We start from the raw sequence: 26,251 nt of genomic DNA, 5'->3' as shown, positions 1-26,251 counted from the left end.
AGCGGAATCGTTGTCATTCTGACGTCGAGAAGCGAAGCAGGTACAGTTGAAGTCTCTCATTCCAGGAGATGGTGGCCGGAACAAGATTGGATGGGACCGCCGTGATTCGAACACGGGTCCAACGCACCCCATGCGCAGAGGATACCACTACCCCACGGTCCCGCTTGCATTCCGAAGAAAGAGTGACTCCTGTTTAAGAGCTTCGTTTCACGTCTCCCCGTCTTCGTCCGACTCGTCGTCGCGCGGAACGACGAGGTCGCCCTCGTCGCGTACGGCGAGACTCGCGAGCGGGTCGTTCTCGTAGGCCGCGACGCCCTCGTGGCGACCGAGGACGTAGCCGTCGTGTTCGCTCTCGACGGCGGCCTTCCGTCCACCGTGGGGCGTCAGGACGTCGGCGACGACGTCGCCCGCTTCGACGACGTCGCCCGCTTCGACGCGGTGGCGAACGATGCCGGCAACGTCGGTGTGGGGATGGACCGCCCGCTTGACCGGGAAGTCGACGGGCGATTCGACGTCGAGGGGTTCGGGTTCGTCGTCGACCATGCCGAGTTCGCGCAGCACGTTCATCACGCCCCGGACGCCCAGTTCGCGGTTGTCCTCCTCGACGACGGTGTGACTCCCGAGCTCGACCGTGAACGCCGGGATGCCGGCGTTGTTCAGCGCGGCGCCGGCAGTCGAGCGCTGGAGGTTCTGGTCGGTGTACTCCTCGGCCGCGTACTCGTTGACGACGGGGAGGTCGAAGGCGTCGACGAGGCGTTCGAGGTCGGCCGCCAGTTCGCGCGCCTCGTCCTCGTCGCGTTCGGACCCGTAGAGGACGCGGTCGCGGATGACGAACGGCACCGACCCGACCTGTGCGGTGTGGAGGTCGACGAGCGCGTCCGCGGAGTCGGCGAACGCCTCGTAGACGCGCTCGTCGATGAGCTCCTGGACGCGCGGCGGTCGCGTTGACTCGGCGTCGGGATCCGGGAAGTGGCGGTTCGGGTCGTCGTCGTGGTAGTAGGACGTGCGCGTTGTGCGCCTGAGTCCGGCGGGGTTGAGGTTCGGCAGGCAGACGACGGTGCCGGCGATGGACAGTTCGATGGTCTCGGACATGACGTCCTGGGCCGCCGCCATGGCGGTCACCTCGTCGCCGTGGATCGCGGCGGTGATCCAGAGCGTGGGGCCGTCGCGTTCGCCGTCCGCGATGAGGACGGGCAGCCGTTCGGGGGAACCGGTCGGCAGGTCCGTCACCTCGAACCAGCCGGTGACGAGTTCGCCGGGAGCGGAGTGCGCGGTGCCGACGTGCATACTGTAGCGTGACCCAGCGATACCAAAAAGGCACGTGTACGGGCAGTCCTGCTCGCGTTGGTGGACCGTTCGCTCCTCAACTTCCTCGGTCTCCGTCCGGAAAACGACAACTATGGCCGCCTTCCGCCGGTCAGATCAGGACGCGCTCCAGTTCGACGACCGTCCCGCTCTCGGCGTCGGGGTCGCCGACCATGCGACCGAGACAGACGACGGCGTCGTCCGGCGTGTAGCAGGCGACCAGCCCGTCGAACGACGCGTCGGCGTCCGCGTCGATGACGCCCGGCGCGTACACCGGCGCGCCGTTGGCGATCTCCTCGGCAGCGCCGTACGCGACCGTCACCCGGGGCAGGTGGTCGAGGGCACGCTCGGCCGGCGCGACCACCTCGCGCAGCCAGTCGTCGTCGCCGCGCTCGCGCCAGCGGCCGAGCGCGTCCGAGAGGTCGTGCAGCGTCACGAGGTCGGCGTCGTCGAAGGGGTCGGTCGCGGTCCGGCGCAGGTCGCCCATGTGCGCGCCGGTGCCGAGCGCGAGTCCGAGGTCGTGGCACAGCTTCCGGATGTAGGTTCCGCTCTCACACCGAACGTGTAGCAGCACCTGCCGCCCCTCGACGGAGCGGACCTCGAGGTCGTGTATCTCGCGGACGCGCAACTGGCGGACGACGGCGCTCTTCCGCGGCGGCTTCTGGTAGAGCGGGCCCTCGAACTCCGCGACGACCGAATCGAGGTCGGCGGGCGGGTCGGCGTGGAGTTCGAGCACCGCGACGTACTCCTTCGTCCCCTCGAGGAAGACCTGCGAGAGACGGGTCGCCGCGCCGGTCAGGACCGGCAGGCATCCGGTGACCTTCGGGTCGAGCGTCCCGGCGTGGGCCGCCTGCTCGACGTCACACAGGTCCCGGACCCAGGCCGCGACCTGGTGGGCGGAGGGGCCGGGGGGCTTGTCGAGGTTGACGACGCCGAACTCGAGGAGGGCGTCGGGGCCGCGTTCGTCGGGCGGGCCACGCAGACTCATGGTCAGAAGTCGTACCTGACGTCCGTGACGGGGTGTTTGCCCTCGTCCGTCTCGGGGTCGTACTCCTCGACCGCGGTGACGAGCATGTCGAGCACGGAGTCGGCGTCCCAGCGGGCGGTGTTGACGTCGATGTCGTAGATGGAGAGGTCCCTGATGTCGATGTCGTAGTACTCCAGGTAGCGGTCGGCCTCGCTGCCCTCGCGGGCGGCGGTCTCCTCGCGCGCCTGGTCGACGGCCTTGTCCTCGCGGTCGGCGATGCGGGCCGCGCGAACGTCCAGCGGCGCGTCGAGCCACACGCGGAAGTCGGCGTGCTCGGCGGCGAGCCACCCGGCGAGCCGCGACTCCAGCACCACGTCGTCGCGGGCGATGGCGATGTCGCGGAGGCGGCGGTCGAGGTCGCGGTCGATCTCGTCGTCCTGCTCGGCCATCTTGTTGAACTCCAGCGGGGTGTAGCCTCGCTCGTCGGCGAGTTCGCGGAAGATGTCACCACCGCTGATGTGTTCGAGGTCGAGCGCGTCGGCCAGCTTCTTGGCCGTCGTACTCTTGCCGCTACCCGGCGGTCCGGAGACGGTAATCAGCATATCGCATCTGCGAGTGGGGAGAAGAAAGAGGTTTTGTTACGTCGGCGTCGTCTGGATGTTCAGCGACTTCCGGATGAGCTGGGTGAAGCCCATCGAGCAGAGGAAGTACCAGATGATCCACGCCTGCATCGGGCCGAGGACGCCGTTCTGCCAGGTCGTCGAGCCGATCATCGGCAGGACGATGTTCTGCGGCGAGACGGGCGCGCTGGCCGAGCTGATCCGCCAGTACATCCAGAGGAACACGGGGATGGTGAGGAACATCGTCCACACCATCGGCCGGAACTGCTCTTTCATCATCCCGGCCTGGTCGCCCATGGCCTCCATCTGCTCCTCGCGGATGCGCTCCATGGCCTCGTCGTCGCCGCGCTCCTTGGCCTCCTTGCGCTTCTCCTGGATGGCCTTCATCCGCTCCTGGTACTTGCTCATCTTCTCCATGTCCATGAGGTTGTCCTGCAGGAGCGTCGAGTACAGGCCCGTCAGCATCGCGAGGATCATGATGACGACGTAGAACGGGAGCATGCTCTCGACGGGGCCGAGAACGACGTCGAGTATCCCGCCGATGGTGTTCTTTATCGGGCCGATGGAGTAGCCGGCGAACAGCCCGATGCTGGCGACCGCGGCGAGCTTGTCCCACGTCGACCACGAGGTGGTCTCGACGTCGTCGGCGTCCGTGTCCGTCGAGATCGACGTCGTGGAACCACCACCCTCCTCGAGCGCGCGCTCGACCGCGTCGGCGTCTGCAAGCTCGAATCCGTTGTCGCCGTCGACGAGCACGCCCTTCTCGATCATGCGGCCCCACTGACCGCTGGTGATGTCGTCGCTCACGTCGCCCCACTGGACCTCGTGAGCACCCTCGTCGGTGCGCTCGTACACCGCCGAGAGGGCGTCGGCCATCGCCGCGTCCTCGGCGATGAGCGATTCGACCTTCTTCGCTGTCCGTGCCATTACGACGGATTTGGTATTCGCCGTTAATCAACCTTCGCTCTCGCTACGGCGCGCGCTCGCTACCAAGCGTCCTCGCAACCAGAAGCGGCCTCGCTCCGGTGGGCGATCGCCGGCGGGGTGCACCGAAGGGTCTTTGCCGGCCCCATCCGTCGCCGCCGACATGAGCGACCGCCCGCCGCGCGAGGACCTCCCGTGGTACGTCGCGCCGTTGCCGACCTGGCTGGAGGACTTCGGTCTCCGGATGGCGTGGGTCATCGTCGCCATCAACCTCGTCGGCACGGCCTTTGGCTTCTGGTACTACGGCTTCCACCCCGTCCCGCTCTCCGACCCGCTGATCACCTGGCAGTTCGCCGCCGAACCGGTGGTCATGTGGCCGTTCGTCCCCGACAGCCCCGTCGCGACGCTGTTCATCGCGCTCTCGCTGGGGCTGTGGAAGCTCGGCCGCAACCAGGAGTGGCTGAACGCGCTGGCCTTCTTCGGCTGCATCAAGCTCGGCGCGTGGACGCCGTTCGTGCTCGCAGCGTTCTTCGACGGCTTCATCGGCGTCGGCTGGCCGATGTACGCGTTCCTCTTCGGCAGCCACCTCGCCATGGTGCTGGAGGCGTTCCTCATCCACCGCTACAGCGACTTCCCCGTCGGTGCCGTCTTCGTCGCCGTCGTCTGGTACGGGTTCAACGACCTCGTCGACTACTTCGTCCCGCTCGTCGGCACGCCCCACCACACCACCCTGCCCGGTCAGGAACTGCTCGCGACCGGCTACAGCCACCCGTCCCCGGCCCACGAGATCGCGGCCGCCGGTGCCGTGGTCCTGACGCTCGCCGCGACCTTCCTCGCGATCTCGACCCGGGTGAAGAAGCTGGAACTGCGCGCGTAGCCTTCGAGACGTTCACTGCGTTCGCGTCTCGCAGCTCGCGGCTCACTGCGTTCGCCGCTCGCACGTCCCGAGGCGCTCGCTGCGCTCACGCCTCGCTGCTCGCGAGTCGCTGTCGCTCCCCGCTCGCAATCAGGAGACGCTCACTCCGTTCGCGTCTCCCTGTCCGCGTGCGCCCGCACCCACAACTCGCCGATGCGCGACAGTGCCGTCCGGTGGGACTTCCCGTGCTCCTCCTGCTCGATGTAGCCCTTGCCGCCAGGCCCGAGCCGGTCGACGTTGTAGATGACCTTCGAACGGAAGCTGTCGGTGTACTCCTCGCCGAGGTCGCCGGCGAGCTGCTGGGCGAGTTCGCTGACACTCTCGAACTCGCCGTGCTCGCCGAGCGTGAACAGGATGAGCTCCTCGAACGGCTTCACGTTCGAGAAGGAGGCGACCGGCAGTTCGACGATGTGGTCGCCGTCGACCTCCTTCGCGCCGATGGTGGTCCCGCGCTCGTCGAACTCCGCGAGCAGGTCGCGGGCGGAGTCGAGTCGGTCGGCGACGCGCTCGTCGTCGACGCCACCGGCCTGCAGGTCCGAGAGCAGGTCGATCTGGCGGCGCAGCTCCTCGGCGAGTTCGGTCTCCAGGTACTTCTCCGGGGCCGTGTAGTAGGTGTGGATGCGCTCGCGCTCCTCCTGGCGCTCGACCATGATGGAGTGGGCGGCGGTGGCGAACGCGAAGCTGACCGTCCGCGGCATCGCGGAGACGTTCACCCACACCTCGTTGCCGCGGTCGAGTTCCGCGTTGATGAGGTCGAACGCCTGCTCGAAGGCGGCGTCGTAGTCGTACACGTCGCCGACGATCACGCGCTCGGTCGTCGCGCCGAGCAGGTTCCGGAAGTCCTTCTCCAGCGTCTCCGAGAGGTGCCGGGAGTACTCGACGTTGGCCTGGCTCCCCACCGCCCCTTCCAGCAGGACGACCCGGTCCACGTCGAGCTGGTCGCGCACCAGCGGCGCGATGAGCCGGTCGTAGTCGAACCCGACCGGCACGATGTGGGTATGCATGCGCGACGCTTCTCGTGACGCGGTGTTAAACCTCTCGTCGCGGAGTGACGAGGAGAGCGGAAAAGCGAGTCAGCCGACGAGCGCCCGCGCGGTCACCAGGTGCCGTGGAAGGTGTCGAAGCTCAGGTCCTCCAGCGGCTTGTTCCCGACGGCGATCTCGTACTCGCCGGGGGTCAGCATCGGCTTGTGGAACTGCGGGCCGTCGTCGGTCGTGATGCGCGGACACCCGGTGTTGACGAACGCGTCCATGTCGAAGTTGCGCAGGCGGTCGGGGGTCACCTCGTCCATCGTGATGAGGTAGGCGTCGTCGTTCTCGTCGATGATGTCCTGGGCCTGCTCCCAGCGGCCCTGGCCGATCTTCGTGCAGAAGATGACGCCCCACTTCTCGGCGTCCATCGCCTTGTGGACCGCGGCGTAGCGCTGTTTCAGGAACTTCTCGGTGTCCGCGACGGTCACGACGTTGTTGACGGGGTCGCCGATGACGACCGTCTTGTCCGGGTGTTCCATCGCGAGGCCGAGCGGGTGGAACTTCCCGCCGCCGACGTACAGCACCTGGTCGGCGTCGATGTCGGCGGAGGCGTAGTTGCAGCCGAGCACCTGCCCCTCGTGGGTGAGGCGGTCGTCGCCCCGGCGCGTGTGGACCTCGTACCCGCGGTCGTCGAGCCACGCCTTCATCTCCTCGAAGCGGTTCATGTGCTGGGCGGTCGTCACGAGGCCGACGTCGGGGTCGTCCTCGGGGTCGGCGAGTTCCGCCAGGGACTCCTCCATGATGGGGAAGACGTCGACGTTCGAGAACAGCGGGACGTAGATGACCTTGTCCGTGTTCTTCATCGGCGAGTGGCCGAAGTGGACGAACACGTCCGTCCGCTTCATCAGGTAGGTGTCGAGGTCGCAGGCGCCGTAGCAGGGCTGGCCCGACATCATCACGGTCACGTCGTCGGGCAGCGACGCGCGCAGGTCGTCGGTCACCTTCGGGCCGCGGCGCTTCAGCCCCTCGGGGAACTGCAGGCCGACGGTCTCGGCGTCGCGCTCCTCGACGGCCGACACGATGCGGTCGAGTTCGTAGTCCCACTCCCGGTCGTGCTTCAGCGCCATCCCCGTCTTCCGAAGGTCCCCCTCGCTGTACTCGCTCTCCTGGCTCATTGACGCGTCGTAGCCGTCACGAACGGTTAACTCCGACGGTTCGACGACAGCCGCGTCGACGGTTCCCGCACCACGTGCGGCGATTGTGGGGCTCGGCACCGACTCTCGGATGTGACGTGGAACCGGTTCTCGCAGTACACTGATACGACCGGTGTGACAATTGTCACACTACGATGCGAAACCGCCGTCCGTCACTCCCGTCGAAGCCGGTCGTCGCGTACTACTGCTACGTCGCGTCACGTTCGGCCGCGTTCACGGTTCCCATCTACGTCCTCTTCTTCCAGTCTCGGGGGCTCTCGCTGGCGCAGTTCGGACTGCTGGAGGCGGGGTACACGCTCGCCGTCCTCGGCTTCGAGTTCCCCACGGGGTACGTGGCCGACAGAATCGGTAGACGGAATGCCCTCGCTGCGGGCAACCTCGTCGCGGCGGCAGGCGTCCTCGGCTACGCCGTCGCGCACTCTTTCGCCGCGTTCGCGGCAGCGATGCTGCTCCGGGCCGCCGGCGCGACGTTCGACTCCGGCGCGGCGCAGGCCTGGCTCTACGAACTGCTTGACGACGACGACGAGGCGGACCAGTTTGCCGCCGTCAGCGGTCGCGCCAACGCCGTCGGTCTGCTCGCGACCAGCGGCGCGGCTCTGGCGGGTAGCTGGGCGTACGCCCGCTGGGCTGTCCTGCCGTGGCTGCTCGACGCCGCCGCGCTCGTCGTCGGCGTCGCGGTCCTGCTCGTCGCGTCGTCCGATGGTGACGTTGACGGGGCCACAGCCGACGCAGGCGACACCGCCGCACCCCCATCCCCGGCCGAGACGCTGGCGGTCACGCGCGAGACGCTCCTGCGGCCCGGTCTCGGCTCGTTCGTCGCGTTCACGTCGCTGCTGCTCGGCGTCACCGTCTCCGCCAACCTGTTCGTCCAGCCCGTCAGCACCGACCTGCTCGACGTCCCCGCGCGACGGCTCGGGGTGATCTACGCCGGCCTGACCCTCGTCGCCGCCGGCGCGTCGGCGGTCAGCGGGCGCGTCGGCGCCGCCGTCGGCATCGACCGCTGGTTCGCCGTCGCGCCGGTGGTCGTCGCCGCCGGCATGGTCGCCACGCTGTTCGCGCCGGTGCTCGCGCTCCCCCTGTTCTTCCTGCTCCGGGCAGTCGCCGTGGTGTCGCGGCCGCTGGCGAACCAGCGGGTCAACGACCTCACGGAGTCGACCGCGCGGGCGAGTGTCCTCAGCGCCACTTCGATGGCGAGTTCGCTCGTCACGGCACCGCTGAAGGTGCTGGCCGGGTCCGTCGCGGCCGTGGCGCTCCCGCGCCTGTTCGGCGCGCTCGGGGCCGCGCTCGCGCTCGCGTCGCTGACCTACCTCGCGCGCGGCCGACTGGCGGCGCTGGCGAGCGGGCGGTCGTGGCTTCAACCGTGGCGAACCGAGTGATTACTGGTGCAACCTCGCAGGGCCACAACCGGCGCACGGCGGGAGGGCTCGCCGTCGACGCGTCACCAGAGCTGCGCCGCAGGCGTGTCGCAGTCCTCGCAGACGACGGCGACGTTCCCCTTGTACCGTCCGCGCTCCAGCCGTCCGTCGGTACACCACTGGCAGTCCTGGCCTTCGAGACGTCGAACGACGCTCGACTCGGTCATCGAACTCATGTTTTCGTGAACGTCACCCGCGGGTGTTATGAATCTGGTGGCGACTTCGAGGTCGGTTCCCGCGCTCGCCGGTGGTTTCAACCTTTCCGAGCGCCTAGTCGAAGACGATGGATTCATCCCGACCCGACCTGCCCGACGACGAGGCGGAGTGGCGCGAACGCCTCTCCGAGGAGGAGTACCGCGTCCTCCGCGAACAGGGGACCGAACCGCGGTTCAGCGGCGAGCACGTCGACCGGACCGACGACGGCACCTACGTCTGTGCTGGCTGTGGCACCGAGCTGTTCGATTCGGAGACGAAGTACGAGTCGGGCTGCGGCTGGCCGAGCTTCTACGACGTCGACGACGACCGCATCGAGAAGCGCACCGACACGAGCCTCGGCATGCAGCGCACCGAGGTCGTCTGTGCGAACTGCGGCGGCCACCTGGGCCACGTCTTCGAGGACGGCCCGGAGCCGACGGGCAAGCGCTACTGCATCAACTCCGTCGCACTGGACTTCGAGGAGGAGTGAGCTAGTCGCCGTCGGTCAGTTCGCCGACCCGCTCGGAGAGATCGGTGACCGCCGCCGCCCCCGCGTCCATCTCGCGGACGATGTCGTCGACGGTGGCGTCGACCTCCCCCGCGCTCTCCTCGACCGAGTCCAGCGTCGCCGTGACCGACTGGACGGTCGCCGCCTGTTCGTCGTTCGCCTCGGCGACCTCGGCGATACCGGTCGCCGCCGTCTCCACGGCGTCCGAGACCTCCCGCATCGAGTCGAGCGCCGCCGTCACCTCCTCGTCCACGCACCGGGCCTGCTCGTGGGAGGTTTCGACCGATTCGACGGTGTCGCTCGCCCGCTCCTGGAGCGCCTCGATGCGGTCGGCTATCTCCTCGGTGTGGCGCTGGGTCTGGGTGGCGAGCTCTTTCACCTCCTCCGCGACGACGGCGAACCCGTCGCCCGACGAATCGGTGCGCGCGGCCTCGATGTTTGCGTTCAGCGCGAGGATGTTCGTCTGTTCCGCGACGCTGGCGATGACCTCGACGACCTCGCCGATCTCGTCGACGTGCGACTCCAGTTCGGCCACCGACGTCAGCGTCTCCTCGCTCGTCTCGCGCAACTCCCCTGCGGCGTCGCCGGCCGCCTCGCCGGCGTCGAGGCCGCGTTCGACCGCAGCGAGCGCGTCGTCCGCCGCCGTCGTCACCTCGTTCGCGCTCGCCGCGACCTGCTCCATGCCCGCGCTGAACGACTCCATCTCCTCGGCGACCGTCGCCAGCGACTCGTTCTGCTCGTCGACCTGGTCGTCGATGCGACTCGCCGACGCCGACGCCTCCCCGATGGACGTCGCCAGCGAGTCGGCCTGCGATTCGACCCGCTCGACCAGCGTCTGGAAGTTCTTTGCCATCGCGTTCACCTCGTCGGTGAGCGTCAGCAGTTCCTCGTCGATCACGCCGTGTTCGTCGGCGTACTCCGCGCGCGCCGCAAGGTCGCCGTCGCCGACGGCCTGGAGCGTGCCGGTGACCTCCTCGACGAGCGCCGCCACGCTCTCCTTGTGCCGCTGTTCGTCGGTGCGGTCGTCGACCACCTCGAGGACCGCCCGGAGGTCGTCGTCCGCGTCGAACAGCGGGATGGCCCAGAACCCGGCGTGGATCTCCTCGTCACGCCGGTTGAGCAGCGTGGCCGTGTCCTCGTAGACGGTGCGGTCACTGAACGGCATGTCGACGCGCTCGACGTCGAACTCCTCGTCGGCGGTCCGGGGCGCGTCGGCCACCTTGTCGACGAGACTGCGGTGCCGCCGGCCGTCGGTGTACGACGCCGCCGCGATGGTCTCGCGGTTGTCTTTCCCCAGCGCGGCGTTCGGCTCGATGCCCAGCAGTTCGCAGACGCCGTAGTTGTACGCCAGGACGGTGTGGTCGGCGTCGATGACGAAGGCCGGCATCGGGAGCGCCCCGAGCACCTCCTCCACCCGGAGGTCGACGTCTCCAGCGGTCGCCGACCCAACGCCTCCGCGCGAACCGCCCGCCTCCGGGCCGTCGACGCACGCCGCGACGCCGGTTCGTGCGTCGGCGACGAGCGCCCGCGCGCCCTCGCGCAGTCGGCGCTCGGCGGTGGCGAGGTCGTCACCCCCGTCGAGTCCCTCGAAGACGGACGAGACGAGCGCGTCGAAGGCCGCCCCGTACGTGCCGACGAACTGGTCCGCGCCGACGCCCGCCTCGTCGCTCCGTCGCGCCAGCGGCGACGGTGACCCACCCGGTTCGCCCGCTCTGACCACGTCCGTCAGGTGGTCGGCGTGCGCCGTCGCCACCTCGGTCGGTAGCCGCCCGTCCGTCGTCGCGCGCAGTTCCTCCGGGTCGACGACCCGCTCGCGAGCGCGGCCGCCGTCCGTCGTCGCCTCGCGTCCGTCCCGGTCGTCCGCGTCGGCCGGCGCCCGTCCCTCGCCGTGTGATGTCAAGTCGTCCCACACTGTCGATCACTGGTGGGGACGTTCCGCCAGCAGCCCTATATATCCGAACGTTAATATGTTGGGCGGCGCGCCAGGGCTCGTCGGCGACCGCCCGACGGAGCAAGGCGTCCCTGCCGCGTGCACCATCGCACCGGTCGACCGAACGACACGCCTTTCCGGTCGCCCCGAGAAATCGGCGGTATGGACGAGAAGCGGGAACTCTCCAGCATCGACCTCGCGGCGGTCGTGCGCGAGCTGGGGAACTACGAGGGGGCGAAGCTCGACAAGGCCTACCTCTACGGCGACGACCTGTTGCGGCTGAAGATGCGCGACTTCGACCGGGGGCGCGTCGAGTTGCTGGTCGAGGTCGGCGACGTGAAGCGCGCGCACGCCGTCGCGCCGGAGCACGTCCCGGACGCGCCGGGCCGGCCGCCGAACTTCGCCATGATGCTCCGCAACCGGCTGAACGGCGCGGACTTCGCCGGCGTCGAGCAGTTCGAGTTCGACCGCATCCTCCAGTTCCACTTCAAGCGCCAGGACGGCGACACGACGATAGTGGCCGAGCTGTTCGGCCAGGGGAACGTCGCGGTGCTCGACGAGAACGACGAGGTCGTCGACTCGCTCTCCACTGTCCGGCTCAAGTCCCGGACCGTCGCACCGGGGTCGCAGTACGAGTTCCCCGACTCCCGGGTGAACCCGCTGGACCTCGACTACGAGGCGTTCGCGGCGAAGATGGCCGACTCGGACACCGACCTCGTGCGGACGCTGGCGACCCAGCTCAACTTCGGCGGTCTCTACGCCGAGGAGGTCTGCACCCGGGCGGGCGTCGAGAAGGAAATGGCCATCGCCGACGCCGGCGAGGACCAGTACGAACGGCTGTACGAGGCCGTCGACCGCCTGAAGGAGCCGCTGGAGACCGGCCAGTTCGAACCGCGGGTGTACTACGAGGACGACCGGCGAGTCGACGTGACGCCGTTCCCCCTGGAGGAGTACGCGGACCTCGACGCGGAGGCGTTCGACACGTTCAACGCCGCCGTCGACGACTACTTCACGAACCTCGACCTGACCGAGGACGAGGACGAGGAGGAGCGCCAGCGCCCGGACTTCGAGGCCAAGATCGAGAAACAGAAGCGCATCATCGAGCAGCAGCAGAACGCCATCGAGGGGTTCGAGGAGCAGGCCGAGGCCGAGCGCGAGAAGGCCGAACTGCTGTACGGCAACTACGGGTTCGTCGACGAGATACTCTCGACCGTCCGGGAGGCCCGCGAGGCCGACACGCCCTGGGAAGACATCGAGGCCCGCTTCGCCGAAGGTGCCGAACAGGGCATCCCCGAGGCGGAGGCCGTGCAGGGCATCGACGAGCGCGAGGGGACGGTCACCGTCGCGGTCGACGGCACGAACATCGAACTCGACCCCGAGGCGGGCGTCGAGAAGAACGCCGACCGCCTCTACCAGGAGGCCAAGCGCGTCGAGGAGAAGAAGGAGGGCGCGCAGGCCGCCATCGAGGACACCCGCGAGGAACTCGAAGCGGTCGAGCAGCGCCGCGAGGAGTGGGAGGCCGAACCCGAGGGCGGCGACGACGAGGACGAGGAGCAGGAGGACGTCGACTGGCTCTCCCGGTCCTCGATCCCCATCCGCAAGCAGGAGAAGTGGTACGACCGGTTCCGGTGGTTCCGCACCTCGGACGGCTTCCTCGTCCTCGGCGGGCGCAACGCCGACCAGAACGAGGAACTCGTCCAGAAGTACATGGACCGCCACGACCTGTTCTTTCACTCGCAGGCCCACGGCGGCCCGGTCACCGTCCTCAAGACCTCGGACCCGAGCGAACCGGCGAAGGACGTCGACGTCCCCGACGAGAGCAAGCGGGAGGCCGCCCAGTTCGCCGTCTCCTACTCGTCGGTGTGGAAGGACGGCCGCTTCGCCGGCGACGCGTACGTGGTCACGCCGGACCAGGTGAGCAAGACGCCCGAGAGCGGCGAGTACCTGGAGAAGGGTGGGTTCGCCATCCGCGGCGACCGCACCTACTTCCGCGACGTGCCGGTCGGCGTCGCCGTGGGCATCACGGCCGAACCGAGCACGCGCGTCATCGGTGGTCCGCCCTCGGCCGTCGTCCCGCGGACGGAGACGTCCGTCGAGGTCGAACCCGGCCAGTACGCCCAGAACGACATCGCCAAGCGCATCTACCGACGGTTCCGCGACCGGTTCGCCGACACCTCCTTCGTCCGGAAGGTGGCGAGCCCGGACCTCATCCAGGAGTTCCTCCCGGCCGGCGGCAGCCGGATGGTCGAGGACTGACCCGCCGCGGCCGTCGTTTCTCCGTCTATCGGCCCGCTCGAAGCCTGATACGTCAGTTCCCGGTCGAGAACGGTTATGCCCGCAGCCAGCGTCGGTACGAACGATGCTCGCCGCTGCTGGCGGCGCATCGAGGGAACATCATGTTCGAAGACAGTCTCACGTACCTCACGGACGGCGACGACGCGGTGAGAACGGTTCTCGTCGGCGGGTTGCTGTCCGCACTGGGTTTCCTGATCGTACCGGCCGTGCTCGTCCAGGGCTACGTGCTTCGCGTGCTCGGCCGCGTCGCCGACGGCGACACCGACCCGCCCGTGTTCGACGACTGGGGCGCGCTCGCGGTCGACGGGGTGAAGGCGCTCGTCGTCGCCGTCGTCTACGGAATCGTCCCGGCGGTGCTCGCGGTGGCGTTCGTCGGCGGCGGCGTCGCGGTGGCAGACAGCGCGCCGTTCGTCGGCGCGCTCGCCACGCTCGTCGGGGCGGCACTCGTCCTCGTGACCGCCGCGGCCGCACTCTACGTCGCGCCGGCGGCGCTCGTTCGCCTCGCGCGGTCCGGCCGCGTCGGTGCCGCGTTCGAGTTCGACGCGCTGCGTCCCGTCCTGGCCCGCCGCGAGTACGCGACCGGATGGCTCATCGCGCTGGGCGTGCTGCTCGTCGCCGGCCTGCTGGGGAGCGCGCTCGCCGCCGTTCCGGTGCTGGGCTGGCTGGCGGCCGTCTTCGTCGGGTTCTACGCACAGGTGACCGCGGCATACCTGTACGCGACCTCGTACGCGGAGGCCAGCGACCGGGGGCTCCGGACCGAACCGGACCTCGACGAGGGGCGCCCGGTCGTCTGACCCGCTCCGACCTGTTTTCTGCTGTGGGAGGTCGAGAATAGCAGGGCACTTACCGGACCGGCCCGCAGTTGTCGACATGCAAGTCAAAGACCGGACGTCCCTCGACGGGGAGCGCGAGCGCATCACGCTCGTCCCCGAGAGCCTGGACGACCTCTGGCATCTCACCTACCTGCTGGAGCCGGGCGACCTCGTCTCCGGCGACACGACCCGGCGCATCCAGCGCGACGACGACAAGACCCGCGACACGGGCGGCGAGCGCGAGCACATGCACGTCACCATCGACGTCGAGAGCGTGGAGTTCCACAAGTTCGCCAACCGCGTCCGGGTCGGCGGCGTCATCGAGGACTGCTCGCGCGAGGACCAGCTCGGCTTCCACCACACCATCAACGTCGAGGAGCGCGACGAACTGACCGTCGAGAAGCGCTGGAAGCGCGACCAGCTCGACCGCCTCGACGACGCCGTGGAAGCCACCGACTCACCGGACGTCGCCATCGCCACCGTGGAGGAGGGCGAGGCCCACGTCCACACCGTCGCCCAGTACGGCACCGAGGAGTACGCGTCGCTGACGGGGACGACCGGCAAGGGCGAGTACGCCCGCGGCCGCGACGAACTGTTCGACGAACTCGGCGCGGTGCTGTCGCGGCTCGACGTCGACGCCATCATCCTCGCCGGCCCCGGGTTCACGAAGCAGGACGCCCACGCCCACGTCACCGACGAGTACCCGGAGCTCGACGACCTGATCACGATGGTCGACACCAGCGCGGTCGGCGACCGCGGCGTCCACGAGGTGCTGAAGCGCGGCGCGGTCGCGGAGGTCCAGCAGGAGACCCGCATCGCGGAGGAGGCGGAACTCATCGACGAACTCACCGGCCGCATGGCCGAGGGGGCGAAGGTCGCCTACGGCGTCGAGGAGGTCGCGGAGGCGGCCGACTTCGGCGCGGTCGAACGGCTGCTCGTCCTCGACGAGAAGCTGCGCACCGAGCGTGGCGCGACCGGCGAGGACGCCGAGGAGGGGGAGTGGGACGTCGACGTCAACGAGATAATCACGACCGTCGAGCGCCAGGGCGGCGAGGTGACGGTGTTCTCCGGCGAGTTCGCGCCCGGCGAGCAACTGCGGAACCTGGGCGGCATCGCCGCGCTGCTGCGCTACCGACTGCAGTAGCTCAGAGCTCGACCGACAGCAGGTCCTCCGCGAAGCGCACGTCGCCGTCGTACGACTCGGCGATGGAGTCGAGCATCTCCTCCTGGCGGCCGTCCGTGTGGGGGTAGAGGTGGGTGAGGTAGACGCGGCCGACCTCCACGCCGGACAGCGCCTCGCCGAGCGTCGCCGGCGTCGGGTGGTTCGCCACGTCGACGTCGTCGGGGAACGAGCAGTCGTGGGCCAGCACGGCCGACCCGTCGGCGAAGTTTGCCAGTCCCTCGAACGCCTCGCTGTCGCCGCTGAACGTGAACCGGTCGTCGAACCGGTAGGCGAGCGTCGGCAGCGAGTGGCGGGTTTCGTACCCCTCGACGTCGAAGCCCGCGACCTCGAACTCGTGGGCGCCGACCTCCCGGACCTGGAGGTCGACGCGGTCCTGGAGGTAGTCGTGGACGTCGAGCAGGTCGTCGAGCAGGGCCTTCGTCCCCTCGGGACCGACGACCTCCAGGTGCTCCTCGCCCGCCAGCCAGCGCGCCTTCAGCAGCGGGAGGAGGTCTGCCACGTGGTCGAGGTGGTGGTGGGTGAGCAGGACCGTCGAGACGTCCTCGTAGCCCGCGCCGGACTGCTGGAGGCGGTGGAGGACGCCGCTGCCGCAGTCGACGAGCAGTCGCCGGCCGTCCTCGGAGAGCAGGACGCCGGTCTGGAACCGTTCGCCGGTCGGCATCGCGCTACCCGTGCCGAGGAACGTGATGCGCATGTGAGAATCCCCGTGCGGCCCGCCGAAAATAGCTTCGGTCGTGGGGTGGACGGTCGGGACGCGGAAGTACCTCGCCGCCAGACGTCCACATGGGACGCGATGACAGACAGAACGCCATGACACGCACGTATCTCGCGGAGGGGTCGACGTGACCGACTGTCGCGTCGCGACGTTCAACGTCCGGTACGACACCCCCGACGACGGCGGCGACGCGTGGCCCCACCGCCGCGAACGGGTGGTCGACCTCCTGACGGGTCTCGACGCCGACCTGCTCGGTCTACAGGAGGCCCTCCCCGCGCAGTTCGACTGCCTCCGCCGCAACCTCCCGGCGTACGACTGGTTCGGCGTCGGCAGGCACGGCGGCGACGACGGCGAGCACGCCCCGGTCGCGCACCGGCGGGACCGCTTCGACCGCGCCGACGCCGGCGCGTTCTGGCTCTCGGAGACGCCGGATCGGCCGAGCGTCGGCTGGGACGGCGACTGTCCGCGCGTCGCCACGTGGGTCGACCTCGAACTGGACGGCCGACCGCTGCGCTTCCTCAGCGTGCACCTGGACCACGCGGGAGCGGAGGCGCGGCGGAAGGGCGCGCTCGCGGTCGCCACGCACGTCGCCGCCCTCGACCGTCCTGCCATCGTGGTCGGGGACTGCAACGCCGCGCCCGACTCGGCAGCGATGGACTGGCTGACGACGGCCGGACTCCGACTCGCCAGGAACGTCGCCGGGTCCGCCGACGGTCCGGCCGGCACGTTCCACGGGTTCACCGGAACGCCGGGCGAGCGAATCGACCACGTCCTCGTGACCGACGCGTTCGAGCTCGCTGCGGTCCGGACGGTCGAGACTGACCCACCCCACCCCTCCGACCACTTCCCGGTCGTCGCGGACCTGCGCTGGGCGTAGATTTCACTTTCACTCCGGGGTCACAATCCTCTTGGTCGCACGACGCCAACCCGGACTCGAATGGACGGACGCGCGCTGCTTTCGCGCGAGGGCTTCGACGTCGCGGACTCGGTCGACCTCGACGACGAGCACGTGCTCGAACTTCTCGAACCGGCGGTCAGGGAGTGGTGGGTCGAGCAGTTCGGCGAGTACGTCCCCGAGAACGGCGGCTTCTTCACGCCGCCCCAGCGCGAGGCCATCCCGCTCGTCCACGAGGACGAGAACGCGCTCGTCGCCTCCCCGACCGGGTCGGGCAAGACGCTGGCTTCGTTCACTGCTATCCTCAACGAACTCTTCAGGCGCGAGCGCGAGGACGGCCTGGAGAACTCCGTCTACTGTCTCTACGTCTCCCCGCTGAAGTCGCTGGCCAACGACATCCACCGGAACCTCGAACGGCCGCTGTCGGGCATCCGCGAGCGGATGGAGGAGCGCGGCGAGGCGGTCAGCGAGGTCCGCCACGCCATCCGGCACGGCGACACCGCGGACAGCGAGCGCCAGAAGATGCTCAAGGAGACGCCCCACGTCCTCAACACCACACCGGAGACGCTGGCCATCCTGCTGAACTCGCCGAAGTTCCGCGAGAAACTGCGGACCGTCGAGTACGTCGTCGTCGACGAGATACACAGCCTCGCGGACGGCAAGCGCGGGACCCACCTCTCGGTCAGCCTCGAACGCCTGGAGGACATCGCCGAGTCGTCGCCGACCCGCATCGGCTGTTCGGCGACGGTCGAACCGCTCGACGACATCGCGGAGTTCCTCGTCGGCCGCGAGTCGCCCGGTGGGCCGCCACGCGACTACGAGCTCGTCGACACCCGGTTCGTCCGGGAGTTCGACGTCGAGTTGCGCTGTCCGACCGACGACCTCATCCACACGCCGCGGGACGTGGTGCAGGACCGATTCTACGAGCAGTTGCACGACCTCGTCGCCGACCACACCAACACGCTCGTGTTCACGAACACGCGCTCCGGGGCCGAGCGCGTCCTCCAGAACCTCCGCGAGCGCTACGCGGCGTACGACGAGGACAACTCCGGCTGTCACCACGGCAGCCTCTCGAAGGAGGCGCGTCAGGCGGTCGAGCAGCAACTGAAGGACGGGTCGCTCGACGTCGTCACCACGTCGACCAGCCTCGAACTCGGCATCGACATGCCGCACATCGACCTCGTGGTGCAGGTCGGCAGCCCCAAGTCGGTCGCCGCCCTGCTCCAGCGGGTCGGGCGCGCCGGCCACCGCCTCGGCCAGACCGTCACTGGTCGGGTCATCGCGCTCGACCGCGACGAACTCGTGGAGTGTGCGGTGATGCTCAAGAAGGCGGAGGAGGGGTTCGTCGACCGCGTGTTCGTCCCGGAGAACGCCCGCGACGTCGCCGCCCAGCACGTCTACGGCATGGCCATCAACGATGTCCGCCGCGAGGCGGACGTGCTGGCGACGCTCCGCCGGGCGTACCCCTACCGGAACTTCGACGACGCGGCCTGGGAGTCGTTGATGGCCTACCTCACCGCCGACTACGACGGCCTGGAGGACAAGAACGTCTACGCGAAGGTGTGGCGCGACGAGAACGACCCGCCGGACGGCGAGTTCCACTACGAGGAGTTCCCGGTCGGGGAACCCCTCATCGGCAAGCGCGGTCGCCTCGCCCGGGTCATCTACATGACCAACATCGGCACCATCCCCGACTCCTTTTCCTGCAACGTGTTCACCCGGGCGGACGACGAGTGGGTCGGCGACCTCGACGAGAACTATCTGGACACCCTGGAGAAGGGCGACGTCTTCGTCCTCGGCGGCCAGCACTACGAGTTCCAGTACCGCCGCGGGTCGAAGGTGTACGTCGACCGCACGAGTGCCAGGCCGACCGTCCCCTCGTGGTTCTCCGAGCGCCTGCCGCTCTCCTACGACCTCGGTCGCTCCATCCTCTCGTTCCAGGGCGACCTGCTCGACCGCCTGGAGGAGGGCGGCCGCTCGGCGGTGCGGGTGTGGCTCCGGACGTTCCCCCTGGACGAGAACAGCGTCCGCGCCATCACGCGGATGTTCGACGAGCAGACCCGCTACGCCGGCAGCGAGAGCGTCAGCACGGACGACCGCCTCGCCATCGAGGTGGAACTCGACCGCGACGAGTACGAGCGCCACTACTACGTCCACTCCAACTACGGCCGGAAGTTCAACGACGGCCTCTCGCGACTGGTCGCCTACCGCTGCGCCAACGCCGCCAACACGAACGTCTCGGTCGCCGTCGCGGACAACGGCTTCACCGTCTCGATGCCGCTGAACCGGAAGGTCGACGTCGCGCGCATCCTCCGGGACGTCGACCCCGAGGCGGTGCGCGAGGACCTGCGCGCCGCCCTCGACGGGACGGAACTGCTCCAGCGCTACTTCCGCATCAACGCGACGCGGTCGCTGATGATCCTCAAGCGCTACAAGGGGTACGAGAAGTCCGCCAGCGAACAGCAGGTGTCCAGCGAGATGCTGCTCGGGTTCGCCCAGGACCTCGACGACTTCGCGGTCATCGAGGAGACGTACCGCGAGATAATCGAGGACAAGCTCGCCATCTCGGCCGTCGAGGACGTGCTCGCCGACGTCCAGGCCGGCGACGTCGAGGTCGTCCAGCAGCAGGTCGGGTCGCCGTCGCCGCGGGCGTTCGGCCTCGCGACGCTGATGGCCAGCGACGTCGTACTCGCCGAGGACGAGAGCGCCGTCCTCAAGGAGTTCCACGACCGCGTGCTCGACGCCATCGGCGGCGACGACGCGCTCGCCGACACGGACTGACGACGCGTCTGCCTCTCGTCGGCGGTCCCGCCCGACAGTCACCTTGAAGACGTCTGGCTAGCGACAGGTCCCCGTGAACGAACGATACGTCGTCAACGTGCAGGCTGCGGTCGTCCGCGACGGCGAGTTCCTGCTCGTCCGGCGCGCGGAGCACGAGGAGCACGCTCCCGGCACGCTCGCGCTCGTGGGCGGCACGGTCGAGGGACTGCGAGAGGCCGAGGACGCGCTCGAACGGACGGTCAGCCGCGAGGTTCGCGAGGAGGTCGGCGTCGAGGTCGACGACCTCCGCTACCTCGAGAGCAGCACGTTCGTCGCCGGCGACGACCCCTGCGTGAACGTCGTCTTCCTGGCGCGCCACGGCGAGGGGACCGCCCGTCCCCGCGACGAGGAGGAGGTCGCGGCGGTGCAGTGGTTCACCGCCGACGCTGTGGTCCGCAACGAGGACGTGCCGCCCTGGACCGCGGCGGCCGTCGAGCACGCAGAACGGGAGCGTGCGGACCTCGGCTGGTAGCTCGCGTCGCTCCGACGTCCGCACCGCTACTCCTCGCCGACGAGCAGCGTGTTCAGCGCGTCCGGGACGACCAGCACGTCGCTCCCCGGGTCGACGGCCTCGCCGACCGAGTCCGTCGCCGTCATCAGGCAGTCCTCGACCACGTCCGGCGACTCGCTCCCCGCGACGACGACGTCGTGGTCGCGGAGCACGCGGGCGACGACGAACGCCCGCTGTGCGCCCGGTTCGTACCCCGTGCGCATCTCCCGGGACAGCGACTCGGCGTCGGTCGCTTCCGCGAGCCGCCGGTAGAACCGCCGCTCGCCCGTACCCTCGCCGGCACCTTCCGGGAGGGCCGCGGGGAGGACCACCCGGCCGCCCGCTCCCGGGTCGGTTCGCTCTCCGGTCGCGTTCGAGGTGCGTCGCGCCTCGCGCAGCGGGTTGCGGTCGCCGAGGACGACGTACGTCGCCGCTCGCGTCGCCTGATACAGGTTGGCGTCCTTCGGTGACGGGACGACGGCGACGACGGCGTCGTACTTCTCGGTGGCGGGGACGGAGAGCGCCTCCCGGGCGGTGGCGGCGAGGTCGCGCACGACTGCCCGGTGGTCGCCCGCGCTCGCGCCGAGGACGCCGCTCGAGCCGTGCGTGACGTTGCAGCAGAAGTCCAGGTCGGCGACGTCGCCTGCCCGGTCGACCGTCTCCCGGAAGGGGTTGCCCTCGACGCGGCCCAGGCGGACGCCCTCGCGCGCGAGCATCTCCGGACCGTGGGTGTACCGGATGAGTGGCTCGCCGCCCGCGCCGATGACGACGGTCTTCGCACCCCCGGAGAAGCCGGCGTACTGGTGCGGTTCGACCATCCCCGTCGACACGACGGTGTCGGCGTCGGCGACGGTCGGGTTCAGCTCCACGGGGCAGCCGTCGACGGTCCCGACCGTCACCGTCGCCTCGGCGTCGTGGTTCGCCGCCAGGTCGGCGTGATCGCCGAGCGCGTCGGCGATCTCCGCGTCGGTCATCGGACGGTGGAGGCCGAGACCGAGCACGATCGACACCTGCTCGCGGTCGACGCCCCCGTCGCGGAGTTCGTCGAACAGCACGTCCAGCAGCACGTCGTCCGGCGTCGCGCGGGTCACGTCGGTGACGACGATAGCGACGTCGTCGTCCGGTCCGACGCGGTCGCGCAGGCGCGGTCCGTTCGGGTCGGCGACCGCCGCTTCCGCGGCCCCTCGGGGGTCGACGGGCGTCCCGCCAGGCGGTTCGACTACGGTCACCTCGCAGTCCGGGAGTTCGTCCCGGATGGCGGCGGCGTCCATGCGCGTGGCTACGCACGGTGGGCAGGAAAAACGTGCAGTCGACGTGGCGTCCGGTCGGACTCCGGTGGGTCGCCGACTCCCCTACTCGTGGCAGGTGGAGCCGACGCCGATGCCGCCCGTTCCGAGCTCGATGTGTATGTCGTCGCTCCGGCAGTCGCCCATCTCCCACTTCGTCGACTGCCACATCTCGTCTTTCACCTGGACGCGCACCTCGTAGGTCCCGGCTTCGAGGATCGACGGCCGGCGGATCACGTCGCCGGGAACCAGCGTGAACTTCTGCCGGTAGCGCGCGTCGGAGTCGAGGTCGTCGATGACGACCTCGATCGTCCGCTGTGATTCGAGGTATGTCCGGACGACGAGACCGATCGGCTTTCGGTCGCTGGAGGACGAGAACGGCGATACGCGGGTGGTGCAGCCGGCGAGCCCCGCGACGATCGCGGCACCGAGAGCTCGGGCGAAATGCCTGCGGTTCACGGCGTCGGCCGACTCGTCCATGTTATCATTTGACACATCGTCGGTATAAAGTTCCTGCTGTGCGGTTCACGGTCGAACGGCGGACTTGTCCGCCGCGTCACTGGCTCCGTTCGCTGGTCCCGGCCCGTCTCTCGTCCGGCGCGGTGCACGTCGACGGTGGGAATGGGATTTGAACCCATGAGGCTTGACGCCACCTGCTTTCAAGGCAGGCGCAATAGGCCGCTCTGCCATCCCACCTCGCTCCCATGTTCCGTCTGCCCCGTCTAAGAACTGTCGGTATCCGGGACGCCGACGGGCTATCGTCGGTGGACCGGACGGGCGCGTTCGTCGGGCGCGTGCGTTACCGGACGAGTGTCGGCTCGCCGTCGCGTTCCTCGACGCGGAGGCCGAGGTCGTGGAGGTACGTCGTCGTGTGGACGGGGACGATGCGGTCGGCCGTCACCCTGGCGTTCAGGTACGGCACGAGCGACAGCAGGTCCGTGCCCGTCTCGACCGCCGTCATCCGGGACAGGAAGTCGACGTCGTGACCTGCGTCGGTCGCGCGGTTCGCCAGTGTCTCGACGGACGGCGCGGCGTACGCGCCCTCGAAGTCGATGGGCTCCGTCAGCCCGAGGAAGAACGTCCGGCCGGCGTCGGCCGGGCCGAGGACGACCTCGCTCCGGCGGAGCTTCATCGCGGCGCTGTCGAGGTCCTTGCGCGTCAGCGTCGGCGCCGTCCCATCGACGACCGCGACCGACTGGACGCCCTCGCGTTCCAGCAGGTGCGTGGCGGTGTTGCCGGCGCGGGCCGCGAACGTCGAGCCGACCTGCTGCTCGAAGCGGGCCGCGCCCACGTCGTCGAGCACCTCGTTCGCGAGCGCCCGCAGTTGCGCCTGCGAGCTCTCGCCGTCGTGGTCGGGGAGCTGGTCGTCAGGGCGGTAGTTGACGAGCAGTTCGCCCCCGCTGTTCTCGACGGCCGCGAAGGTGTCCTTCAGCATCGCGGCGTACAGCTCCGTCGCCTCGGCGGTCGACAGCGGCGACGTCTCGGGGAGTTCCGGCAGCACGAGTCCCTCTCGCGGCGGGTCGGCCAGCACGGCGATGACGGTCATACGTGTCCCTCGGTCGCGCGCGGCCTTGAAAGCCGCCGTTTTATGCCGCGCGTCTCCAACCGTCGGGTATGCACTGGACGAAACCGCTTGGACTGCTCGGCGTCGCGCTGCTCGTCGTCCTCGCCCTCGCGTCGCTCGCGTCGCTCGCCTCCGTCCTCCTCGGCGACGTCGCCGCGCTGGCGACCGTCGCGCTGGTGACCGTGCTGGTCGTCGCCGCGGCCGCAATCGGTCTCGGCTCGCGCCGGACGGCGTCGACGCCCTACTGGTAGGGCTACCGCTCCTGTCGCCCCTTCGTCTGGCGGTAGTCGCCCGACATCAGCGAGAGGAAATGCTCGACGAACGTCTCCTTCTGCTCGTCGGTCAGCTCTGCGGGGTGGACCATCGGCACGAGTTCGAAGCCGCGCCCACGGATGGTCGTCGCGTGGTCGGCCACGACGTCCAGCTCGTCGGCCGGCGTCGTCGTGTACTCACGCCCGAGTTCCGTCAGCGCGCGCTGGCCCACCGGAACGAGTATCTCGGGGTTTATCATCCGTATCTCGGCGTTGAGGTACGGCTCGCACGTCTCGACCTCCTCGTCGGTCGGCGCGCGCTCGGGGTCGCGACACCGGGTCAGGTAGGTGACGAAGGCGTTCTCCAGTTCCGGGCGCTCGCTGTCCGGCAGCGAGTTGTTCAGCCCGAGGTGCCCGAGCACGTCCTGGAAGCGCTCGCCCGCCGCGTCGCCCGTGAACGGGACGCCGGTGCGGTCGGCGTCCGCGCCCGGCATCTCGCCGACGAAGAGGAAGTCCGCGCCCACGTCGCCGTAGCCGTGGACGACCCGCTCGCGGGACGCACAGAGGTCGGGGCAGTTCCGACACTCGGCGTCCATCCCGAACGGGTTCTCGCGGGTCTCCTGGTTCGCGTCCATGCGACCCCTTTCGGCGCGAGACGTAAAGCGCCTGCTCGTTGGCTTCGGTGGTGGTGTCAGGGCCTACCGACCCCTGCTACCGCTGTCCGCTCACTCGGGACTGCTCGGGTGGTAATCCGTGTCGTACTCGCCCGGCTGGCCGTCCATGCGGTCGGCGTTGATGCGGCCGCCGAGCAGCATGAAGTCGACGAGCGTGAGCGCCAGCATCGCCTCGACGACCGGCACGCCGCGCGGCGGCAGGACGGGGTCGTGGCGACCGATGACCTGCACCTCCTTCTCCTCGCCGGTCTCCCAGTCGACCGTCGTCTGCTCCTTCGGGATGGACGTCGGCGCGTGCAGCGTCACCTCGCCGTAGATGGGTTCGCCGGTCGTGATGCCGCCCTGGAGGCCGCCGTGGTCGTTCTCGACGGGGACGGGGTCGCCGTCGGCGTCAAATTCCCACTCGTCGTTGCGGTCGGAGCCGCTCCACTCGCGGGCCTCGCGGCCGAGGCCGAACTCGAAGGCGGTGCTCGCCGGCACGCTCATCATGGCCTGGCCGAGTCGCGCCTCGACGGAGTCGAAGCGGGGCGCGCCGAGACCGCGCGGGACGCCGCGCGCCTCGAAGTAGATGGAGCCGCCGATGGAGTCGCCCGCCTCCTGGTACTCGTCGACGAGGTCGCGCATCTCCGCGGCCGCGTCGGGGTCGGCGCAGCGGACCTCGTTCGCCTCGCTCTCCTCGACGATCTGCTCGAAGGAGACGGAGTCGGCCCGCACGTCGCCGATCTGGTTGACGTGCGCCTTCAGTTCGACGCCGTTCGCGGCGAGTATCTTCTTCGCGACAGCGCCCGCCGCGACCCAGTTGACGGTCTCGCGCGCGGACGACCGCCCGCCGCCGCCCCAGTTGCGCGTGCCGAACTTCGCGGAGTAGGTGAAGTCGCCGTGGCTGGGGCGCGGTGCCGTGACGAACGGCTCGTACTTCTCCGAGCGGGCGTCCTTGTTCTGGATGACCATCCCGATGGGCGTCCCCGTCGTGTAGCCGTCCTGGACGCCGGACTTGATCGAGACGCGGTCCGGCTCGCCGCGGCTGGTCGTGATCATCGACTGGCCCGGCTTGCGCCGGTCGAGGTCGCCCTGGACGTCCTCCTCGGAGAGTTCGAGGCCGGCGGGGCAGCCCGAGACCGTCACTCCCATCGCGTCGCCGTGGCTCTCCCCGAACGTCGTCACCTGGAAGAGCCGACCGAAGCTGTTGCCGTTCATTGGCACACGTTCGGAGGGCCGTCCCCTTAGCCTTTGCAGAAGATGCAAGTTCCCGCGCGGTTCGCAGGACTACTCCGCGACGGCCAGCGCGCGGTCGAGCAGGTCGTCGTCGTAGCGGTCGCGGGTCTGGGTCTCGTGGGCTGCGTGGACCGTCTGGACCGTGTCGACGGTGTTCTGGAAGTTCTTCAGCGTGGCCTCGTCGACCATCTGGCCGTCGATGGCGACCGCGCCCGTCCCGGTGTCTTTCGCCTCCGTGAACGCCTCGATCTTCTTCACGGACGTCCGGAGTTCGGACTCCGTCGGCAGGTGGATGCGGTTGGCCTGCGCGGTCTGGTTGGGGTGGAGCGCCCAGCTCCCGTCGAGGCCGACGCGCGCCTCGCGCTCGACGTGGTCCGCGTAGGCGTCGCCGTTGTAGAAGGTGACGCCCGCCCGCTCGCGGAACAGGCGGTCGAACGGCCCGCCGATGGCCAGCAGGCCGTTCGCGCTCGCCTCGTTCGACAGCTCCTCGTACAGGCCGGGCCAGGTCGGGCGCTCGCCGATCTCGCGGCCGCCGAGTTCGGCGGTGTAGTCGACCGGCCCGAACACGAGCGCGGTCAGCCGCGACTCCTGACCGAACGCGGCGATGTCGCGCAGGTCCGACCGCGCGGCCGCCGACTCGACGATGACGGACAGGCCGAGGTCCGTCCCGCTCTCGCGCGCCGCCGCGGCGACCGCCGACTCGGCGGCCTTCACGTCCTCCAGTCGCCCGACCTTCGGGACGACGACGCCGTCGACGTGCTCGCCGACGGACTCCGCGATGGTTTCTATCTGGTCGACGCCGCGTTCGCGGGTCGGTTCGCTGTCGTAGGCCCACTCGACGCGCGGCCATATCTCGCCCGCGAACTCGTCGCCGTACTCCGGCAGGAGGTCACAGACGTTGTCGAGCGCCTCCTCCTTCATGTCCGGGGCGGTGCCGTCCTCGAGGTCCGGCACCAGCCAGTCCGGCGCGGCGAACCCGTCGGCGGTGAGGCCCGAGCGGAGGTACTTCGCGCTGTCGTCCCGGGGGACGCCAGCGGGTGCGGTCTGGAACGTGCGGCAAAGCGTTGTCTCTGTCATCGGTAGGTG

25 protein-coding genes and 2 tRNA genes are annotated in these 26,251 nt (G+C 69.4%); 10 read left to right on the top strand and 17 right to left on the bottom strand.

The annotated features are described in order from the left end of the window. Positions 1-91 precede the first annotated feature (91 nt). The 5 genes from NKT36_RS04425 to NKT36_RS04405 form a co-directional block, all read right to left on the bottom strand. Positions 92-162: transfer RNA gene (locus NKT36_RS04425), tRNA-Pro, on the bottom strand. A 45-nt stretch (positions 163-207) separates the two neighbouring features. Further along, positions 208-1,287 (bottom strand): succinylglutamate desuccinylase/aspartoacylase family protein, encoded by a 1,080-nt coding sequence (locus tag NKT36_RS04420; RefSeq protein WP_327052739.1) that lies wholly within the window; start codon positions 1,285-1,287, stop codon positions 208-210. A gap of 130 nt (positions 1,288-1,417) precedes the next feature. After that, positions 1,418-2,293 (bottom strand): RNA-guided pseudouridylation complex pseudouridine synthase subunit Cbf5, encoded by an 876-nt coding sequence (locus tag NKT36_RS04415; RefSeq protein ID WP_327052738.1) that lies wholly within the window; start codon positions 2,291-2,293, stop codon positions 1,418-1,420. A 2-nt stretch (positions 2,294-2,295) separates the two neighbouring features. Further along, positions 2,296-2,874, bottom strand: a complete 579-nt coding sequence (gene cmk / locus NKT36_RS04410; RefSeq protein ID WP_327052737.1) for a (d)CMP kinase — start codon at positions 2,872-2,874, stop codon at positions 2,296-2,298. 36 nt (positions 2,875-2,910) lie between these two features. Further along, the gene (locus NKT36_RS04405) at positions 2,911-3,819 is read right to left on the bottom strand and encodes a DUF106 domain-containing protein (RefSeq protein ID WP_327052736.1); all 909 of its coding nucleotides are present in this window, start codon (positions 3,817-3,819) and stop codon (positions 2,911-2,913) included. Positions 3,820-3,979: 160 nt separating this feature from the next. Here NKT36_RS04405 and NKT36_RS04400 point away from each other — a divergent pair, with 160 nt between their 5' ends. Then, positions 3,980-4,693 (top strand): DUF1405 domain-containing protein, encoded by a 714-nt coding sequence (locus NKT36_RS04400; protein ID WP_327052735.1) that lies wholly within the window; start codon positions 3,980-3,982, stop codon positions 4,691-4,693. A gap of 140 nt (positions 4,694-4,833) precedes the next feature. Here NKT36_RS04400 and NKT36_RS04395 read toward each other — a convergent pair whose 3' ends face one another. Both NKT36_RS04395 and dph2 read right to left on the bottom strand, forming a co-directional pair. Then, positions 4,834-5,736 carry an HFX_2341 family transcriptional regulator gene (locus tag NKT36_RS04395; protein ID WP_327052734.1) on the bottom strand — a complete coding sequence of 301 codons (903 nt, stop codon included), beginning with the start codon at positions 5,734-5,736 and terminating at the stop codon, positions 4,834-4,836. Positions 5,737-5,828: 92 nt separating this feature from the next. Beyond that, positions 5,829-6,878 (bottom strand): diphthamide biosynthesis enzyme Dph2, encoded by a 1,050-nt coding sequence (gene dph2 / locus NKT36_RS04390; RefSeq protein ID WP_327052733.1) that lies wholly within the window; start codon positions 6,876-6,878, stop codon positions 5,829-5,831. A 173-nt stretch (positions 6,879-7,051) separates the two neighbouring features. Between dph2 and NKT36_RS04385 the strand changes: the two genes are divergently transcribed. Continuing rightward, positions 7,052-8,293, top strand: coding sequence for an MFS transporter (locus NKT36_RS04385; RefSeq protein ID WP_327052732.1), 1,242 nt, complete (start codon positions 7,052-7,054; stop codon positions 8,291-8,293). A gap of 62 nt (positions 8,294-8,355) precedes the next feature. Here NKT36_RS04385 and NKT36_RS04380 read toward each other — a convergent pair whose 3' ends face one another. Continuing rightward, positions 8,356-8,508 carry an HVO_A0556 family zinc finger protein gene (locus tag NKT36_RS04380; RefSeq protein ID WP_327052731.1) on the bottom strand — a complete coding sequence of 51 codons (153 nt, stop codon included), beginning with the start codon at positions 8,506-8,508 and terminating at the stop codon, positions 8,356-8,358. Positions 8,509-8,615: 107 nt separating this feature from the next. Here NKT36_RS04380 and msrB point away from each other — a divergent pair, with 107 nt between their 5' ends. Further along, entirely contained in the window at positions 8,616-9,017 is a 402-nt protein-coding gene (gene msrB / locus NKT36_RS04375) for a peptide-methionine (R)-S-oxide reductase MsrB (RefSeq protein ID WP_327052730.1), read from the top strand. Between the two features lies 1 nt (position 9,018). Here msrB and NKT36_RS04370 read toward each other — a convergent pair whose 3' ends face one another. Further along, positions 9,019-10,935: a methyl-accepting chemotaxis protein gene (locus tag NKT36_RS04370; protein WP_327052729.1), complete on the bottom strand. Its 1,917-nt coding sequence runs from the start codon at positions 10,933-10,935 to the stop codon at positions 9,019-9,021. Between the two features lie 192 nt (positions 10,936-11,127). Between NKT36_RS04370 and rqcH the strand changes: the two genes are divergently transcribed. The 3 genes from rqcH (at position 11,128) to NKT36_RS04355 (ending at position 15,216) form a co-directional block, all read left to right on the top strand. Further along, positions 11,128-13,221 (top strand): ribosome rescue protein RqcH, encoded by a 2,094-nt coding sequence (gene rqcH / locus NKT36_RS04365; RefSeq protein WP_327052728.1) that lies wholly within the window; start codon positions 11,128-11,130, stop codon positions 13,219-13,221. A 140-nt stretch (positions 13,222-13,361) separates the two neighbouring features. Then, on the top strand, positions 13,362-14,054 hold the full coding sequence (locus NKT36_RS04360) for a DUF4013 domain-containing protein (RefSeq protein WP_327052727.1): 693 nt from the start codon (positions 13,362-13,364) through the stop codon (positions 14,052-14,054). A gap of 76 nt (positions 14,055-14,130) precedes the next feature. Further along, positions 14,131-15,216: an mRNA surveillance protein pelota gene (locus NKT36_RS04355; protein ID WP_327052726.1), complete on the top strand. Its 1,086-nt coding sequence runs from the start codon at positions 14,131-14,133 to the stop codon at positions 15,214-15,216. A gap of 1 nt (position 15,217) precedes the next feature. On the opposite strand, the gene NKT36_RS04350 is transcribed toward NKT36_RS04355, so the two are convergent. Continuing rightward, positions 15,218-15,949, bottom strand: coding sequence for an MBL fold metallo-hydrolase (locus tag NKT36_RS04350; protein ID WP_327052725.1), 732 nt, complete (start codon positions 15,947-15,949; stop codon positions 15,218-15,220). A 148-nt stretch (positions 15,950-16,097) separates the two neighbouring features. Here NKT36_RS04350 and NKT36_RS04345 point away from each other — a divergent pair, with 148 nt between their 5' ends. From NKT36_RS04345 to NKT36_RS04335, 3 genes are all read left to right on the top strand, one after another. Next, complete coding sequence (locus NKT36_RS04345; protein WP_327052724.1) at positions 16,098-16,847, top strand: endonuclease/exonuclease/phosphatase family protein; 750 nt, start codon at positions 16,098-16,100, stop codon at positions 16,845-16,847. A 60-nt stretch (positions 16,848-16,907) separates the two neighbouring features. Continuing rightward, positions 16,908-19,646: an ATP-dependent helicase gene (locus NKT36_RS04340; RefSeq protein ID WP_327052723.1), complete on the top strand. Its 2,739-nt coding sequence runs from the start codon at positions 16,908-16,910 to the stop codon at positions 19,644-19,646. Positions 19,647-19,719: 73 nt separating this feature from the next. Then, entirely contained in the window at positions 19,720-20,157 is a 438-nt protein-coding gene (locus tag NKT36_RS04335) for an NUDIX domain-containing protein (RefSeq protein WP_327052722.1), read from the top strand. Between the two features lie 26 nt (positions 20,158-20,183). On the opposite strand, the gene NKT36_RS04330 is transcribed toward NKT36_RS04335, so the two are convergent. From NKT36_RS04330 to NKT36_RS04315, 4 genes are all read right to left on the bottom strand, one after another. Beyond that, on the bottom strand, positions 20,184-21,446 hold the full coding sequence (locus NKT36_RS04330) for a lactate racemase domain-containing protein (RefSeq protein ID WP_327052721.1): 1,263 nt from the start codon (positions 21,444-21,446) through the stop codon (positions 20,184-20,186). Positions 21,447-21,527: 81 nt separating this feature from the next. Beyond that, on the bottom strand, positions 21,528-21,941 hold the full coding sequence (locus NKT36_RS04325; RefSeq protein ID WP_327052720.1) for a hypothetical protein: 414 nt from the start codon (positions 21,939-21,941) through the stop codon (positions 21,528-21,530). 133 nt (positions 21,942-22,074) lie between these two features. After that, positions 22,075-22,157, bottom strand: a tRNA-Ser gene (locus NKT36_RS04320). A gap of 103 nt (positions 22,158-22,260) precedes the next feature. Then, positions 22,261-23,007, bottom strand: a complete 747-nt coding sequence (locus NKT36_RS04315; RefSeq protein ID WP_327052719.1) for a TIGR04282 family arsenosugar biosynthesis glycosyltransferase — start codon at positions 23,005-23,007, stop codon at positions 22,261-22,263. 68 nt (positions 23,008-23,075) lie between these two features. On the opposite strand from NKT36_RS04315, the gene NKT36_RS04310 reads away from it, so the two are divergent. Beyond that, positions 23,076-23,276: a hypothetical protein gene (locus tag NKT36_RS04310; RefSeq protein WP_327052718.1), complete on the top strand. Its 201-nt coding sequence runs from the start codon at positions 23,076-23,078 to the stop codon at positions 23,274-23,276. A 2-nt stretch (positions 23,277-23,278) separates the two neighbouring features. On the opposite strand, the gene NKT36_RS04305 is transcribed toward NKT36_RS04310, so the two are convergent. From NKT36_RS04305 to citE, 3 genes are all read right to left on the bottom strand, one after another. Further along, on the bottom strand, positions 23,279-23,911 hold the full coding sequence (locus NKT36_RS04305; protein ID WP_327052717.1) for a uracil-DNA glycosylase: 633 nt from the start codon (positions 23,909-23,911) through the stop codon (positions 23,279-23,281). Positions 23,912-24,001: 90 nt separating this feature from the next. Beyond that, a complete protein-coding gene (gene aroC / locus NKT36_RS04300; RefSeq protein WP_327052716.1) occupies positions 24,002-25,147 on the bottom strand; it encodes a chorismate synthase in 1,146 nt (381 codons plus the stop codon). 69 nt (positions 25,148-25,216) lie between these two features. Beyond that, positions 25,217-26,242, bottom strand: a complete 1,026-nt coding sequence (gene citE, locus NKT36_RS04295; protein ID WP_327052715.1) for an L-malyl-CoA/beta-methylmalyl-CoA lyase — start codon at positions 26,240-26,242, stop codon at positions 25,217-25,219. Positions 26,243-26,251: the final 9 nt, after the last annotated feature.

Origin of the sequence: Halomicrococcus gelatinilyticus, from assembly GCA_024227995.1 — an archaeon.
GTDB classification, from domain to species: Archaea; Halobacteriota; Halobacteria; order Halobacteriales; family Haladaptataceae; genus Halomicrococcus; species Halomicrococcus gelatinilyticus.
Note: the sequence above shows the minus strand (reverse complement) of the source record. Positions and strands in the feature narration are given on the sequence as shown.

Coding starts and splice junctions, on each gene's coding strand:
- NKT36_RS04420 (WP_327052739.1), bottom strand. CDS start 1,287: ATGCACGTCGGCACCGCGCACTCCGCTCCCGGCGAACTCGTCACCGGC.
- NKT36_RS04415 (WP_327052738.1), bottom strand. CDS start 2,293: ATGAGTCTGCGTGGCCCGCCCGACGAACGCGGCCCCGACGCCCTCCTC.
- cmk (WP_327052737.1), bottom strand. CDS start 2,874: ATGCTGATTACCGTCTCCGGACCGCCGGGTAGCGGCAAGAGTACGACG.
- NKT36_RS04405 (WP_327052736.1), bottom strand. CDS start 3,819: ATGGCACGGACAGCGAAGAAGGTCGAATCGCTCATCGCCGAGGACGCG.
- NKT36_RS04400 (WP_327052735.1), top strand. CDS start 3,980: ATGAGCGACCGCCCGCCGCGCGAGGACCTCCCGTGGTACGTCGCGCCG.
- NKT36_RS04395 (WP_327052734.1), bottom strand. CDS start 5,736: ATGCATACCCACATCGTGCCGGTCGGGTTCGACTACGACCGGCTCATC.
- dph2 (WP_327052733.1), bottom strand. CDS start 6,878: ATGAGCCAGGAGAGCGAGTACAGCGAGGGGGACCTTCGGAAGACGGGG.
- NKT36_RS04385 (WP_327052732.1), top strand. CDS start 7,052: ATGCGAAACCGCCGTCCGTCACTCCCGTCGAAGCCGGTCGTCGCGTAC.
- NKT36_RS04380 (WP_327052731.1), bottom strand. CDS start 8,508: ATGAGTTCGATGACCGAGTCGAGCGTCGTTCGACGTCTCGAAGGCCAG.
- msrB (WP_327052730.1), top strand. CDS start 8,616: ATGGATTCATCCCGACCCGACCTGCCCGACGACGAGGCGGAGTGGCGC.
- rqcH (WP_327052728.1), top strand. CDS start 11,128: ATGGACGAGAAGCGGGAACTCTCCAGCATCGACCTCGCGGCGGTCGTG.
- NKT36_RS04360 (WP_327052727.1), top strand. CDS start 13,362: ATGTTCGAAGACAGTCTCACGTACCTCACGGACGGCGACGACGCGGTG.
- NKT36_RS04355 (WP_327052726.1), top strand. CDS start 14,131: ATGCAAGTCAAAGACCGGACGTCCCTCGACGGGGAGCGCGAGCGCATC.
- NKT36_RS04350 (WP_327052725.1), bottom strand. CDS start 15,949: ATGCGCATCACGTTCCTCGGCACGGGTAGCGCGATGCCGACCGGCGAA.
- NKT36_RS04340 (WP_327052723.1), top strand. CDS start 16,908: ATGGACGGACGCGCGCTGCTTTCGCGCGAGGGCTTCGACGTCGCGGAC.
- NKT36_RS04330 (WP_327052721.1), bottom strand. CDS start 21,446: ATGGACGCCGCCGCCATCCGGGACGAACTCCCGGACTGCGAGGTGACC.
- NKT36_RS04325 (WP_327052720.1), bottom strand. CDS start 21,941: ATGGACGAGTCGGCCGACGCCGTGAACCGCAGGCATTTCGCCCGAGCT.
- NKT36_RS04315 (WP_327052719.1), bottom strand. CDS start 23,007: ATGACCGTCATCGCCGTGCTGGCCGACCCGCCGCGAGAGGGACTCGTG.
- NKT36_RS04310 (WP_327052718.1), top strand. CDS start 23,076: ATGCACTGGACGAAACCGCTTGGACTGCTCGGCGTCGCGCTGCTCGTC.
- NKT36_RS04305 (WP_327052717.1), bottom strand. CDS start 23,911: ATGGACGCGAACCAGGAGACCCGCGAGAACCCGTTCGGGATGGACGCC.
- aroC (WP_327052716.1), bottom strand. CDS start 25,147: ATGAACGGCAACAGCTTCGGTCGGCTCTTCCAGGTGACGACGTTCGGG.
- citE (WP_327052715.1), bottom strand. CDS start 26,242: ATGACAGAGACAACGCTTTGCCGCACGTTCCAGACCGCACCCGCTGGC.